General features: G+C 53.0%; 11 protein-coding genes and 1 pseudogene. 9 read left to right on the forward strand and 3 right to left on the reverse strand.

From position 1 onward, the window contains the following. Nucleotides 1–176 precede the first annotated feature (176 nt). From AC23NW_RS35015 to AC23NW_RS35045, 7 genes are all read left to right on the forward strand, one after another. Nucleotides 177–584 (forward strand): hypothetical protein, encoded by a 408-nt coding sequence (locus AC23NW_RS35015; protein WP_487455254.1) that lies wholly within the window; start codon nt 177–179, stop codon nt 582–584. A gap of 27 nt (nt 585–611) precedes the next feature. Further along, on the forward strand, nt 612–2330 hold the full coding sequence (locus tag AC23NW_RS35020) for a RagB/SusD family nutrient uptake outer membrane protein (protein WP_487455255.1): 1719 nt from the start codon (nt 612–614) through the stop codon (nt 2328–2330). A gap of 55 nt (nt 2331–2385) precedes the next feature. Next, on the forward strand, nt 2386–4857 hold the full coding sequence (locus tag AC23NW_RS35025) for a hypothetical protein (protein ID WP_487455256.1): 2472 nt from the start codon (nt 2386–2388) through the stop codon (nt 4855–4857). A 103-nt stretch (nt 4858–4960) separates the two neighbouring features. Then, nucleotides 4961–7177, forward strand: coding sequence for a glycoside hydrolase family 95 protein (locus tag AC23NW_RS35030; protein WP_487455257.1), 2217 nt, complete (start codon nt 4961–4963; stop codon nt 7175–7177). Nucleotides 7178–8008: 831 nt separating this feature from the next. Then, entirely contained in the window at nt 8009–8632 is a 624-nt protein-coding gene (locus tag AC23NW_RS35035; protein ID WP_487455258.1) for a cysteine hydrolase family protein, read from the forward strand. Nucleotides 8633–9011: 379 nt separating this feature from the next. Next, nucleotides 9012–10166 carry a zinc-dependent alcohol dehydrogenase gene (locus AC23NW_RS35040; protein WP_487455259.1) on the forward strand — a complete coding sequence of 385 codons (1155 nt, stop codon included), beginning with the start codon at nt 9012–9014 and terminating at the stop codon, nt 10164–10166. Nucleotide 10167: 1 nt separating this feature from the next. After that, nucleotides 10168–10659 carry a hypothetical protein gene (locus AC23NW_RS35045; protein ID WP_487455260.1) on the forward strand — a complete coding sequence of 164 codons (492 nt, stop codon included), beginning with the start codon at nt 10168–10170 and terminating at the stop codon, nt 10657–10659. 78 nt (nt 10660–10737) lie between these two features. On the opposite strand, the gene AC23NW_RS35050 is transcribed toward AC23NW_RS35045, so the two are convergent. Further along, on the reverse strand, nt 10738–11256 hold the full coding sequence (locus AC23NW_RS35050) for a YciE/YciF ferroxidase family protein (protein WP_293834913.1): 519 nt from the start codon (nt 11254–11256) through the stop codon (nt 10738–10740). Between the two features lie 284 nt (nt 11257–11540). Between AC23NW_RS35050 and AC23NW_RS35055 the strand changes: the two genes are divergently transcribed. Continuing rightward, on the forward strand, nt 11541–12740 hold the full coding sequence (locus AC23NW_RS35055) for a glycosyltransferase (protein ID WP_487455261.1): 1200 nt from the start codon (nt 11541–11543) through the stop codon (nt 12738–12740). 40 nt (nt 12741–12780) lie between these two features. Then, nucleotides 12781–13245, forward strand: coding sequence for a response regulator (locus AC23NW_RS35060; protein ID WP_487455262.1), 465 nt, complete (start codon nt 12781–12783; stop codon nt 13243–13245). A gap of 7 nt (nt 13246–13252) precedes the next feature. On the opposite strand, the gene AC23NW_RS35065 is transcribed toward AC23NW_RS35060, so the two are convergent. Beyond that, entirely contained in the window at nt 13253–14380 is a 1128-nt protein-coding gene (locus tag AC23NW_RS35065; RefSeq protein WP_487455263.1) for a hybrid sensor histidine kinase/response regulator, read from the reverse strand. Beyond that, nucleotides 14366–14668: pseudogene (locus AC23NW_RS35070) on the reverse strand (PAS domain-containing protein); the annotation flags it as partial. The pseudogene AC23NW_RS35070 and the gene AC23NW_RS35065, both read right to left, overlap by 15 nt. Nucleotides 14669–14759: the final 91 nt, after the last annotated feature.

Here is a 14759-nt window from a genome sequence, read left to right on the forward strand (position 1 = left end):
CGTCATCGTTTTGTAGTTTCGTCACCACAAAAATAGGACATACTGGTTCTTGCCTTTTTTTATGAGAAAGCCCTGCACCTGAATATGACCGGACATACCTCGGGGGATCGCTGCCTCAGTGGACCTATGGCGGTACGATCCGGCTGGCGTGGAAAAACCTCGACCTTGGGCTTTCCGTGCAGGGTGTCGGGTACCAGAACAGTTCCGTGCTGGGCTTCACGGATTACAATGCCGGCAACTGGGGACGTTTCCCGAATGTACTGGACGGCCGGACATGGAGCAATTACAACACGCCTGACCAGAATGCGGCGGCCATTTACCCCCGCTACACCGAGACCAACAAAGGCCTCAACCGGGCGTTATCCGATTTCTGGCTGTTCAACGGCGGCTATATGCGCCTTAAAAACGTGACGGTAGGCTATACCGTTCCCGAACGGTTTACCCGCAAAGCCCTAATGAAAAGCTGCCGGTTGTATGTAAGCGGTACCGATTTATGGTGCCTGAGCCGCTACCCTAAAGGATGGGATCCGGAAGGATTTGGCATTGTCACTACGCTTATTGGCGGTGTTTCGGTCAATTTTTAAACGCAGTAAAACCTGGTAAGAATCCTTATGAAATCAGTATTATACATCATCCTGACGGGGTTTGGTCTGCTGCTGGCCGGCTGTCAGAATAGCCTCGACCTTTATCCGCTGGCTCAGCCATCCGCCGAAAAGTGGTACTCCAGCGAGTCTGAAATTCTTCTGGCACTCAATGATTTATACCGGCCTGACTGGTGGACGCCCGATGAGGGAATCGGCAATGAAGTCTTGTCTGACGATAGTTTCTACCGCACTACACTTTCCCCGATTAAAGCAGGCACAACCAATAGTCAGTGGGGGACCTCTACGCTGTTGTGGCGGAACAGCTATAAGGCGATTGCACGGGCAAACAGAGCCCTGGCAGCACTGGATAATCCCGTCACGAAAACAAACGTGCCGCAGGCCAAGCTTGATGTGTATGTTGCCGAATTAAAGTTTCACAGGGCGGCACAATACGCCCGCCTGATTACCTATTTCGGCGATGTGGTCTACAGCGACGGCGTTATTTCTATCGAAGAAGCCTACACTAAAGGACGTACGGACCGGAAAACGGTGCTGGCTAATGTCTATAAGGATTTTGATGCAGCCGCGGTGGCTCTGCCAAAAAATTATGCGGCTTCGTCCGTTAAACGCGTAACGAAAGGCGCAGCTTATGCGCTCAAGACGCGGATCGCGCTGTACATGGGCGACTTTAAAACGGCTGCCGAATCGGCAAAGGCCTGTATGGATCTGGCCGAGTACAGCCTGCATACCGGTTACGCGAACCTGTTTGCCCAGAGTACCAAAAACTCCCGGGAGGTTATTTTCGGATTACCCCGATCCATTGCGCTGAATGTCAACATTGCCTCGTCCAATGTACTCGACCGCATTACCCGAAATGCCGGAGGGTTTGCGGCCATTGCACCGACCTGGGATATGTTCTGCAGCTACCTGTGTAAAGACGGGCTGCCGATCGACAAATCTCCGTTGTTTGATCCGCGGAATCCGTTTAAAAACCGTGATCCCCGCTGCACAGCCTCCATTGTTGAGTTTGGTACAGTACATCTGGGCTTTGTGTATGATCCTAATCCAACGGCCCTGCGGGTGATCCGTGCCAGCAATAATTCGCTGGTTACCAATAACGACAACCGCGCCAACGCCCAGTTTGCTTCCTATACGGGACTGGTCTGGAAAAAAGGAATTGATGACTCGTGGCTCCAGAACGGCAACCGGGTCGAGCCGGACCAGATTGTGATCCGGTTCGCTGATTTGTTGCTGATGTATGCCGAAGCCAAAACCGAACTGAACGAGATTGACAAATCGGTTCTGGATGCGGTCAATGCCGTGCGGGCACGTGCCTACGATGTTGCCCCCGCTGCTACGACCGCTTATCCGGCGATCACGACGACCAATCAGAAGGAACTGCGTAAGGCTATCCGGACAGAACGCCGGATGGAGCTGGCCAACGAAGGGTTGCGGTACATGGATCTGGTTCGCTGGCGTTTAGCAGAAAAGGCACTGACGCGGCCTGTTTACGGCATGCTTGACCCAACCGAGCTGAAGACGAAATTAGTGGATAAAAATTTATGGTTTTTTCCGGCAACGCCTGCAATCGATGAGGATGGTTTCGCCGATTTTAAACCTATGTTTGATGCCGGTCTGATTAAGCTGATCGTGCCAACTGCCTGGACAAACCAGCAGTACCTCTGGCCTGTGCCAGCCGCCGAGATTCAGATTAACGCCAACATGAAACAAAATGAAGGTTATTAATGCATTAGTGGCCGGCTGCGTTTTGCAGCCGGCCGTTTATCAATACCGGTACAGTATGTCTAAAAAAGTAATCAGCATTGTCCTGGCCGGGCTTTGCGCATGCATTTCGGCCAATGCGCAGCAAGCCGGTCACCGCCAGTTTAGCGGCATATATCCACATCTGGCCTATAACAACAATGAAGGCGAATGCGGCACAGGGGCCGTTGTGCCTTGGGCTAACCGGTTATGGGTCATTACATATGGTCCCCACCTGCCCTTCGGCTCATCGGACAAGCTGTACGAAATTACGCCTGACCTGACGCTGATTACCCGGCCCGAAAGTAAGGGCGGAACACCGGCGAACCGGATGATTCACCGAGAAAGCAATCAGCTGTTTATCGGGCCCTATGCCATTGATGCGCAGCGGCAGGTACGGGTTATTCCCTATACAGACGCTCCCGGCCGCTTTACCGGTTTAGCCAGGGATTTGACCAATCCGCAGCAGGACCTGCTTCTGGGTACGATGGAGGAGGGTTTTTACAGGGTTAACGCGCAGACGCTGAAAACGACGCAGTTGTATGCCGACGGGAATGTAAAGCAACCCAAAAAGGATGATGTCGCCAATAACCATGTTAATGCCCTGCTGCCGGGGGCGCACGGGAAAGGGCTGTATTCGGGTCAGGGAGTGATGGTGTATTCCAATAACGGAGAACCCGGTCCGCTGGCGCTGAAACAATTCGATATCGAAGCCGGTGTACTGGCCGAGTGGAACGGGAAAGCCTGGACCGTTGTGCGCCGGAATCAGTTTGTGGAAGTAACCGGCCCAGGGGGGATTTACGGCAATGCTAATCCGGCAACTGATCCGCTCTGGGCAACCGGCTGGGATCATAAATCGGTTCTGCTGGGCGTACGCGGCAACGGGAAATGGTCGTTTTTCCGGTTACCCAAAGCGAGCCATACCTATGACGGCGCCCATGGCTGGAATACCGAATGGCCACGGATCCGTGATGTCGGGGAAGCAGGCAAACCGGATTACCTGATGACGATGCATGGCCTTTTCTGGCGTTTTCCGGGCACGTTTTCCGCCGCAAATACTGCCGGTATCCGTCCGCGTTCCGCTTATCTGAAGGTTATCGGTGATTTTACGCGGTGGAATGACCGGCTGGTCTTCGGCTGTGACGATTCGGCTCAGAAAGAGTTCCTCAACAAACGCAGGGAGAAAGGCGGTATCGAAGGGCCGGGTCAGTCAAACTCTAATCTCTGGTTTACTCCCCTGAACGCCCCGGACCAGCTGGGTCCCAATACGGCCGAAGGGGCTGTGTGGCTGAACGAAGCTGTAGCCGAAGGCGGCTACTCAGAGCCGTTTCTCTTTGCAGGATGGCAGAACAGGGCTGCCTGGCTACAGAACCACAGCGAAGGGAATGTCACGCTTACTGTAGAGGTCGACAAAACTGGCACCGGTACCTGGACTCCGCTTCAGTCGGTAACGCTCGGCAGTCAGCAGGCCCGGCAGATTTCGTTTGACCCTAAAGCTGCCGGCGAATGGATCCGGGTAAAAACCAGCGCAGCCGCCAGGTTGACGGCGCACTTTACCTACACAGCACCTGATACCCGCCCCACAGCCGCCCATCCGATATTTACCGGGTTGAGCCCGGTCACAGCTCCGGCATCGACCGGCGGATTACTCTATGGGCTGGGCGATAACCGCCGTGCACTCGGTATCCTCGCCCGGCAATACACCAACAGCAAGGCAACGGATATCGGGTATTATGAATTAGGAGCTGACATGCAGCTGGTCCGGAAAAAAAATGATTCGACGGAAGCCTTCATCCGGTCAAAATTTGCAATTCCTAAACAGGTCGTGACGATTGAAGCTGCATCGGTGCTGATTGTGGATGAGAAGGGTCGTCGCTGGCGTCTACCGTTAGGCAATGCCCGTTACACCGGCCTGACCAATGAGGGTGACCTGCGGATTTGCCGGGAGGTGGCTACAGAACGGGACCTTTTCAACTGCCACGGAACCTTCTATGAACTGCCGGCAGAAAATGCCGATGGGTTTGCCAAAATCCGACCCGTAGCTTCCCATCAGCTGCGTATCAATGATTACGCATCTTACCGCGGTCTGCTGGTCATGACCGGTATTGATCTGCCGGCTGCTTCTGGCAAGGACCACATTATCGTATCTGATGACCGGAAGGCCGCAGTGTGGGCCGGTACTATCGACGATCTCTGGAAACTGGGCAAGCCTGTTGGTGTGGGCGGGCCGTGGCAGGGTGAGGCTGTTTCAGCAAACGTGCCTTCCGACCCTTACCTGATTGGTTTTTACGATCAACGCACCCTATCACTGACACATAAGGCAGCTGCGCCGGTTACCTTTACGGTAGAAGCTGATCCGGTCGGGACAGGTCAATGGATGGTTTATAAGACGGTTACGGTAGCCCCCGGGCAAACGGTACGCTATCTGTTTCCGCCGGATTTTCAGGCTCGCTGGGTCCGTTTCCGGACCGACAAAGCCTGTACTGCCACCACCTTACTTACCTATAAGTAATTAGATGGCTCAACGTGTAAATCCTCATGGTATACCGGCTGTATCCTTTCCGGAAAGGCATGCCGGTAACAGTAATGGTTTGAAAACTCAACTGCTTAAACGAATGCGGAACGTCACAGGACTGTTCATGCTCAGTTATCTGATTCAGGCAACCGGCTTAATGGGTCAGACGCTTCCGGCAACGGGATCGACCAGCCTCTGGTATGCAAAACCTGCTGACAAGTGGCTTGAAGCACTGCCTCTCGGAAATGGCCGCATGGGTGGAATGGTGTTTGGCGGTGTCCGTACCGAACATATCCAGTTCAATGAGCAATCGCTGGTAACGGGAACCACGCAGAAAGTCGGTAACTATCAGCCGTTCGGAGATGTGTTTGTTGATCTAGACTCAGCTGGCCCCGTACGTAATTACCGGCGGGAGCTGGATCTGCAACATGCTGTACACTCAGTCCGGTATGAATCGGGAGGAGTAACCTATACCCGCACCGCATTTGCCAGCTTCCCGGATCAGGTGCAGGTGCTGTACCTGACTGCCAGCCAACCCGGCCGGTTGACGGGAGTGGTCCGGTTAACTGATGCGCACGGGGCTCCGGTCCGGATCGACGGCAACCGGCTGACGGCCACCGGAACCCTTGATAACGGTATGGCTTTCGAGTCACAGGTGCGTGTACAGGTCAGCGGGGGGAGCGTTTCAGCCACCCTGGAAGGAATCCGTGTGGTGAAGGCATCAGCGATTACGGTATTGCTGGCTGCGGGGACGTCATTTGACAATCACGCTGAAACAAATTTTTCAGGACCCCATCCGCATAACCGCGTTACCTCTGCGCTGGACAAAGCGGCCGGCATGACCGCTGAGCAGCTGAAAGCAAGACATATAGCGGATTATGCATCGCTTTTCGGTCGGGTTAGCCTGCGGTTAGGTCAGGGTGGCCCGTCAGCTGTACAATCTACTACAGAGCGGATGGCAGCCTATGGTGCCGGAAAGGCCGATCCGGCGCTGGAAGCACTGTTATTTCAGTATGGTCGCTATCTGTTAATCAGCAGCTCACGGCACGGTGGATTACCGGCCAATTTGCAGGGACTCTGGAACAACGAAAGTAAACCAGCCTGGTACTCGCAGTACACAACAAATATAAATGTGGAAATGAACTACTGGCTGGCTGAACCAACCAACCTCTCCGAATGCCATCGGCCCCTGTTCGATTGGGTCAATAATCTGGCCGCAGTTCAGAAACGGTCGGCTGATCCGGCGCTGAAAACAAGGAAAGGCTGGATAATTTACAGTACAAACAATACCATGGGGGGCACTTCGGCGTGGCACATTCACCGGCCGGGTAGTGCCTGGCTGAGCCAGCATTTCTGGGAACATTATTGCTTCGGGGGAGACAAAACGTTTCTCAAGAATCAGGCGTATCCGCTGTTGAAGGAGGTCACAGAGTACTGGGTTGATCATCTGGTTGAGGCGCCGGACGGTAAGCTGATTACACCGGATGGGTGGTCGCCTGAACACGGACCAGGGAAAAATGAAAAGGACACAGGGGAGTATCCGGGGGTGTCCTACGATCAGCAGATTGTTTACGACCTGTTTACAAACTATATCGAAGCGTCACGGGTCCTGGGGGTTGATGAACCGTTCCGGAAAAAAATTGACGAAATGCGTTCACGGTTACTGGGTCCTCAGATCGGTAAATGGGGGCAGTTACAGGAATGGATGCAGGACCTTGACGATCCTCAGGACCATCACCGGCATGTTTCCCATATGTTTGCGGTGTATCCCGGACGGCAGATTGTGCCGGCCGTCACACCGGCATGGGCAAAAGCAGCTCTGGTATCGCTGGAGGCACGGGGTGACAAAAGCGTAGGCTGGAGTTCGGCCTGGAAAATCAACCTGTATGCCCGTTTGCGGGAGGCATCCCGTGCTCATGAACTGGTCCGGCGGCTGGTAACGCCGCGTGATCTGACCAAAACCGGGTACGTGGAAGACGGCGGATCGTATCCGAATATGTTTGGCGTCGGACCGCCCTTTCAGATTGACAGTAACTTCGGCTATACGGCGGGGGTGACAGAGATGCTGTTGCAAAGCCATGCCGGTGAAATTGACCTGCTGCCCGCTTTACCGGCTACCTGGGGCGAAGGGGAAGTCACCGGATTACGTGCACGGGGAGGTGTAACCGTCGCCCTGCGCTGGAAAAACGGAGCGCTCACTTCCACAACGTTAACGGCCGGCCGGACAGGCCTGTATGCTGTCCGGTATGGCGCACGGGTTAAACAGATCCGGCTGGTTGCCGGGCGTTCGGTAACCCTGAACCGGTTGTTACTGTAGCGGGCGGGGCTGACTGCGTCAACTAAAACCGGAAGTACTATGCGTCATCCGGTGTTACTGTTACTTGATCTGCAACCTTCAGTACTCATCGTTTTTGGGCCCCGGTTTAGAACCGGGGCTTTTTTTTTGCTTCCGGCTTCCGGTGTTCATAGAGTTCCAGAAGTTTTTGCTCCAGTAACTGTTTATCAATTAGTTGTCGGGTATAATCAGCTACCAGCCTGGGTGACAGGCTCCGGTATGGGCAATACCGGGGCAGGGGTTACGCATGTAAAGAGGCAGTTCCTGCCGCAAATCCAGTTCTTCGTGGTGATCAGGTTAGACAGGAAAATAAACCATATAGGTGATCGGCCTGGGCCGCGCCAGGTACTACCTTAATGGCTTGACCATCTTCCGGTTACCAGACGTCGGGTATAGCCGGCGACACATTGCCCTCAGCCATCATTATCCGGAGATATTTATCAGAGGTATGATTTACGACCATGGCCATCATCTTACTATTTATCTCTCAGCGAAGCGACATCTTAAACACCCGGAAGTTTACGTTGATTGAAAATCAGGACGAAAACCCAGGATACCTGACTGCGATCCGGAGTTTATTGACGCATTGCCAGGGGGCGGTTCTTGTGTCATAATAGCGGAAATCAAACGGGGCTAACGAATAAGCCGTATGAATACTGCACCAGTTACTGAAGGACTGACTGGGTGGCTGCTGCCGGGAAGGGCAGGGCTGTTAACTCATCATTTATAAACCATTTTGCAGATACGCTGTTAAGCCGGAACCCGAAAGACAGGATGATCTTCAGCCTGAAGACAGTTTTAAACAGTACAACTATGGCAGAAAACCAATCCGACGATTTACACGGCAATGTGCCGGATTCGAGTCCGGTGGCCCTTATTATTATCGACATGATCAATGATCTTGATTTTGCCGAAGGACCGGAACTCTTTGCCCCCATGCTGGCGGCAGCTAAAGCCATCAGCCAACTAAAACATCGCGCCAAAGCCCTGGGCATACCGGTTGTCTATGCTAATGATAACTTCGGACAGTGGCGGTCAGATCTGAAAACCCTGGTCAGCCATTGCCTGAACGATGATGTGTTGGGCAAGCCTATTGTGGAGCTGCTTGTGCCCGATAAAGATGACTATTTTGTGCTGAAGCCCAAACACTCGGCGTTTTTCGCGACACCGCTCAACGTACTGCTTACTGCCCTGAAGGCCCGGAAACTGATTTTTACCGGTATCAGCGGCGATGTATGCGTGCAGTTTACGGCTCAGGATGCCTATCTGCATGAATATGAAGTTCTGGTGCCCTCCGATTGCATCGCGACCAGCTCGGCGGAGCGGACCGAAGCCAGTCTTGTCTTCATGCAGCAGATCCTGAAAGCTGACTGCCGTCCTTCGGCAGAAATTGACCTGGAAGCATTACTCAGGACAACAACTCAGGACGCAACCTGATGCGTCAGGCGAAATTCCCGGCCGGACCAAAACCTGTTTTTCCGGCCCTGACGTAAGGCTGAACTCTGACGGAGCCGGTTCGGGTGATGAACCATTTCGTACAGGTTGCCAGTAGACCATTTTGCGCTGGTAGCCGGAATAGTAGCCTGTGTGCTGACAACGTATAGCTGCCATCGTTTTGCTGGTTCAGTATGTCAATGGTGCCAATCACCGAAAGCTTAGGATCCGGACGGGCAAATAGCTAATCGACTCGTTTCCTCATTTTTTGCCATAGACGGCGGGTTAACCGTCCGGTTCCCCTGTTTCAACAGGCAGGGCAAACAACATAATGGGTGTGCCCTGCCTGTTCAGTTAACTCAATCCATTTAATCAAACGAATATGCTGGCAATGAATTACAGGGGCCCGCAACGGGTCCGGATTGATCACAAACCCATGCCTCAGATTCAGCACCCGGAAGATGCCATTGTGCGGGTTACCCGGACTTGTATCTGCGGGTCGGATCTGCACCTCTATAACGGAAACGTCCCCGATACGCGGGTAGGCTCCACTTTTGGCCATGAGTTTATCGGGGTCGTGGAAGAAGTCGGACCGGCTATTCAGAACCTGAAACCGGGCGATACCGTGATGGTGCCGTTTAACATTGCCTGTAGCAAATGTGCGTTCTGCCGGCAGGAGTTATACGGTAATTGCCATGAATCGAATCCGGAAGCAACCGCCGTCGGTGGAATTTTCGGGTATTCGCATACGGCCGGTGGCTACGATGGGGGCCAGGCCGAATATGTCCGTGTACCCTATGCTGATTTCGGCCCGACGTTTATTCCGGACTGGATGGACCCCGACGATGCCGTTCTGCTGACGGACGTGGTACCAACCGGCTATCAGGCCGCCGAGATGGGCGGTATTCAGCCGGGGGATACCGTGGTTGTCTTCGGGGCAGGTCCGATCGGCATCATGGCCGCCAAATGCGCCTGGCTGTTCGGCGCCGGCCGCGTGATTGTCATCGATCAGGAAGAATACCGGCTGGAGTTTGTCCGCAACTTTGCACAGTGTGAAGCCTACAACTTCCGGTCAATCGAAGATCCGGTTGTCTTTATCAAGAAAACAACCGACTGGATGGGGGCGGAAGTCTGTATTGATGCCGTTGGGGCCGAAGCCGCCGGGAACGCGCTTAATACCCTGACCGGCCGGAAAATGCTGTTGCAGGCCGGTTCGACCACCGCGCTGCACTGGGCCATTAATTCGGTTAAAAAAGGGGGAATTGTCTCTATTGTCGGGGTATATGGGCCAACGGATAACCTTGTGCCAATCGGCAACGTCGTAAACAAAGGTATTACGATCCGGGCGAACCAGGCGTCGGTTAAACGGCTGCTTCCGCGCCTGATCGGTCATATTCAGAGCGGGGTGCTCAATCCAAAGGCCATGATTACGCATTGGGTTCCGCTGGAAGAAATCGCCGATGCGTACCGGATTTTCTCCGATAAGCTCGATAACTGTATCAAAACCGTGTTAATCCCCTCCAGAGCCAATTCGTAGTATGGAACCATTAGCAGAGAAATTTTCGCATATCAACGGGTGGGGCATTGACATTGACCCTAAAAACGACCCGACGTATCCGATTAAAAAACGGACGGATGAAGAACAGAAAGGGTACACATGGGAGCGCCCTGCACAGCAAACGAGCGGGGTAGAAGTCCTGCATTCGATTGAACGCCCGAATCTGTCCGCTACTTTCGGTACGGCCTCGCCGCCTAAAGGCTTGAGTGGCCAGCTCCGCCGCTATGCCTTCAGATACAGTGAATCGCACTACGGGCACTGGTTGCCGCTGTTGCTGGCCGACCGCGTCGAGGCGGTTGAGGGAATCGTGGACGATGTTAAACAGGGTCGCTTTCCGAATGTATTTAAGGAAAAAGGCCGTATAGCCGAGTGGAAATACAATCCGCAGCGGGTCCTGATTCGTGTGGCGGTGACGGTGGCTGTAGCAACTGCCGTCTGGTCGGTTTTAGGCGGTAAAAACAAGCGGAACTAATAAAAGAAGACCACCGGGATAAGGGCGGTTACACCTTGCCTTTATAATCCCGGTGGTCTTTTATTTACTATGAAGTCTCTATTCCTGACTGGCGTCGGCGTTGATTGATGATTCGGCTAACTCCGTCAGCAATTCGTCGGTCTTTTTCTCTTCAGCCAACGTCTGGTCTAATAAACCGGCGGCCTCGTCGAGACCAAGCTGACTGGCCAGGGTACGGAGTGTCCCATAGGACGCAATTTCGTAATGCTCTACTTTCTGCGCAGCCGAAATCAGGGCGACATCACGGGTGCTGGTCCCTGTCTCTGTGTCCTCCAGCAGTTCTTTGGCTTCCTTAACAAGGCCGTCCATGGCCAGGCATTTTTTGGTAGCCACTTTTTCACCGATCACCGAAAATACCTGCTCAAGCCGCTGAACGTGACCTTCGGTTTCTGCCAGGTGTTTTTCAAAAGCAGCTCGCAGGTCTTCGGATGTGGCTCCCTTTGCCAGCTTCGGCAGGTTTTTGACCAGATACTTTTCTGCCCAGAGGATATCCTGTAATTCATTCACAAATAATTCCCGTAGTGCCGAGTCCGGTTGTTTTGCTTGTTTCGTTGCCATAATCTATTGAATTAACCATTGGGTTATACACAAGCATTAATGCAACACCTCCGGCGTTCGTTTGATTAACGCACCAGTAAATGAGGTTTTGGTTACCACCGGCATGTGCATCCCGTTTCCTCATTTGCTGAGACCCGGGATATGCCTAACTGGCCTGGACCTGGTTGTTCATGTATTGTTTCAGCCCGATTAACATACGTAAATGGAAGCCTGTCTGTATACGCTTCTGATGTTTAGGCTAATCCGGCAATCGGCAACCTCATTTACTGTAAACGCGCACCAATATGCTTACCTGTCAACAGACACCGACACAACACAATCATGAAGAGCTGACGAACAACGCTGCCATGCAGGGACTCATTTGTTTTTCACACCTGCGCTGGCATTTTGTGTACCAGCGCCCGCAGCATCTGATGCAGCGGGCCAGCGGGCAATGGCCGGTTTATTTCTGGGAAGAACCCATTGACGACCAGCAGGAGGAGCTCAGGATCCGACAGGTAGGGCCGGCCATTTTTGTGCTTTGCCCGCACATAGCCGCTTCCCGTACGGCTGAAGAGCGGAATGCGTTGCTGCGGGAATGGCTGAGTGAGTGGCTGACGAAAGCAGGTATGTCACGCTATATAGCCTGGTATTACTCGCCCATGATGCTGGGCTTCAGTGACAGGCTTACGCCCGTTCTTACCGTATATGACTGCATGGACGAACTTACCGGTTTTCTGGGGGCACACGCCGGACTGGCAGCCATTGAACGGGCGTTGATCCGGCGCGCCGACCTGCTGTTTACCGGTGGATATAGTCTCTTTGAGAGCAAAAAACACCTGCATCAGCATGCCCGTTTATTCCCGAGCGCCATTGATTACGAGCATTTTGCACAGGCGCGGCAAGCCCTGCCGGAACCGGCCGATCAGGCAGGTATTACGGGCCCTAAGATCGGTTTCTGCGGGGTTATCGACGAGCGTTTCGATTGTGCCCTGGTGGCAGAGCTGGCCCGGAGCCAGCCGGAATGGCAGTTTATCTTTCTGGGCCCGGTGGTGAAAATTGATCCGGCCTCGCTACCGGCAGGCCCCAATCTGCACTACATTGGGATGAAGGCCTATAGCGATTTACCGGCTTACATGAGCAACTGGCAGGTCGCCATTCTCCCGTTTGCCTTAAACGAAGCCACCCGATTTATCAGTCCGACCAAGACACCCGAATACCTGGCAGCAGGTCTGCCGGTTGTCTCTACCCCGATCCATGATGTTATCCAGGCGTATGCTGACTGGGATTGTGTACAGATAAAGCCGGATGCAGCGGGATTTAACGTTGCCATTCAGACCGCACTCAGCCAGCCATCATTTCCATGCAGGGAACAGCTCGACAACTGGTTGAAAGCCAACTCATGGGATGCCACCTGGATCTGTATGGAAGGGCTGATGGTGAAGCACCTGAATAAACCGGAAGCAGATCAGGTGGTACACCAGACCGAAAACGGAATGGTCTGATAATCAATCATGTAAAAAAAGTCCTAAACAGCCGTAGCCAATGGGATATTCATTCAGACTTCAGGCAAATAAATGCAAATCAGTACTGGTCATCGAGGATAATCCGGACCACTGGGTTTTGATGCAGGAAGCCCTTAAAGAGGCTGCCCCTGATTTTTCGGTTACGTGGTGCCGTGACAGCAAGGGAACCATCGATCAGCTCTCCGAATGGATCAATACCGGTCAGACGTTGCCTTACCTGATCCTGCTGGACCTGTATTTACCAACGAAACATGCCGGTCTGAAGCTGATCAGGGATCTGCATCATCATCATCAGTTTAATAAACTGGTTATCGTTGTCCTGAGCGCCTCGGCCGATCAGGACGATGTTAATGAGGTATATGATATGGGCGTCAGTTCGTATCTGGTTAAACCCGGTGACCAGATACAGTGGGTACGCTTATTTAGTTCTTTGGCCGATTACTGGCTTAATGCTGTTGAGTTGCCCTGTATAGGACACTATTAAAACGGCTTCAGGATGTGGTTGTCTGCTTTTGCTTAATAAGACTCCCGATCATCTCCGTTAATTCATGTATATCAACCGGTTTAACGAGGTGACCGTCAAAACCGCACTGGCTGGACCGGAGCCGGTCGGCCGCCTGACTATAGCCGGTTAACGCGATTATAACAAGGTTTTGGCCCCAGGTCTGCTGCCGGATATAGTGGCATGCTTCGAAACCATCCATTCTAGGCATGCCAATATCCATAACAATGGCTGCCGGTTGCTGCTTCGTGGCGGCGGCAATGCCGGCCGGGCCGCTATTTTCAGTGCATGTCTCATACCCTTTCAGTTGTAACAGCATGCTGAGCGTACGGGCGGAGTCGTCATTATCATCAATGACCAGAAGCCGTGCCGGGGTTTCCGGCAAAGCGGCTAAGCCCGGGTTAAGGGTAGGAAGTGTAACCGTAAAGCTACTGCCCAGACCTAATCCATCACTGGAAGCCTCAACGCGGCCGCCATGCAGGTGAACCAGACTTTTAACCAGGGTAAGTCCCAGACCAAGCCCTCCCCTGGAACGGGCTAACGAATTGTCTACCTGAACAAATAAATCAAAGATTCGGGCCAATTCGTCACGGTGAAGACCAATTCCGTTGTCTTCTACACGGATGACTGCCTCATAGGCCTGATGGTCAAGTGAAAGCAATACTTTTCCGGTGTCTGTTGTATAGCGCACACCGTTTGTCAGGAGGTTGATCATTACCTGCGTTAGCCGCGTAGCATCGCCATCAAGTTCGACCGGTCCCGGTGGCAGCGTTACCTCAAGTAGTTTGCCTTCCTGCTGAAATAACGGAAAAACACTCTCTGCTGCCTGCCGGGCGAGTGTTACCAGATTGACCGTTTTCTTCCGGAGCTCAATTTTCCCCTGCGTAATGCGGCCTACATCCAGCAGATCATCAACCATTCTGACCAAATGGCTGGTCTGGCGGTTCATCATATTGATTGTCGTTTGCGCGACCATATCACTTGCTTTCAACTCCAGAATCGTCAGTCCATTCCGGATGGTAGCCATCGGATTCCGTAATTCATGGGCCAGCATGGCCAGAAATTCATCTTTTCTGCGACTGGCATCCTGAAGAGCGAGCTCCGCTTTTTTACGCATGGAAATGTCAAACATGACCCCGCTTACCTGCACGGGCTGGCCGTCTTTTTCGGCTGTTACATGCCCGTAACCGCTCATCCAGGCTACCGAACCATCTTCCTTCACAATCCGGAATTCAGCATCATATGGTATCCGGTACCGGATGCTGTCTGCCAGTTGGGCTTTAATTGATTCTGCATCGTCCGGATGCAGATGGCTTAGAAATGTATCCGCATAAACAGGGCCTTCCCGGACCGGCAGGCCCAACAGCTCAAAATGTTTATCGTTCCAGTGAACGAGATCCGTCCGGAGGTCCCATTCCCAAGCAGGGCTTTCTCATAAAAAAAGGCAAGAACCAGTATGTCCTATTTTTGTGGTGACGAAACTACAAAACGATGAC

Source organism: Arsenicibacter sp. R0_47, assembly GCF_057652235.1.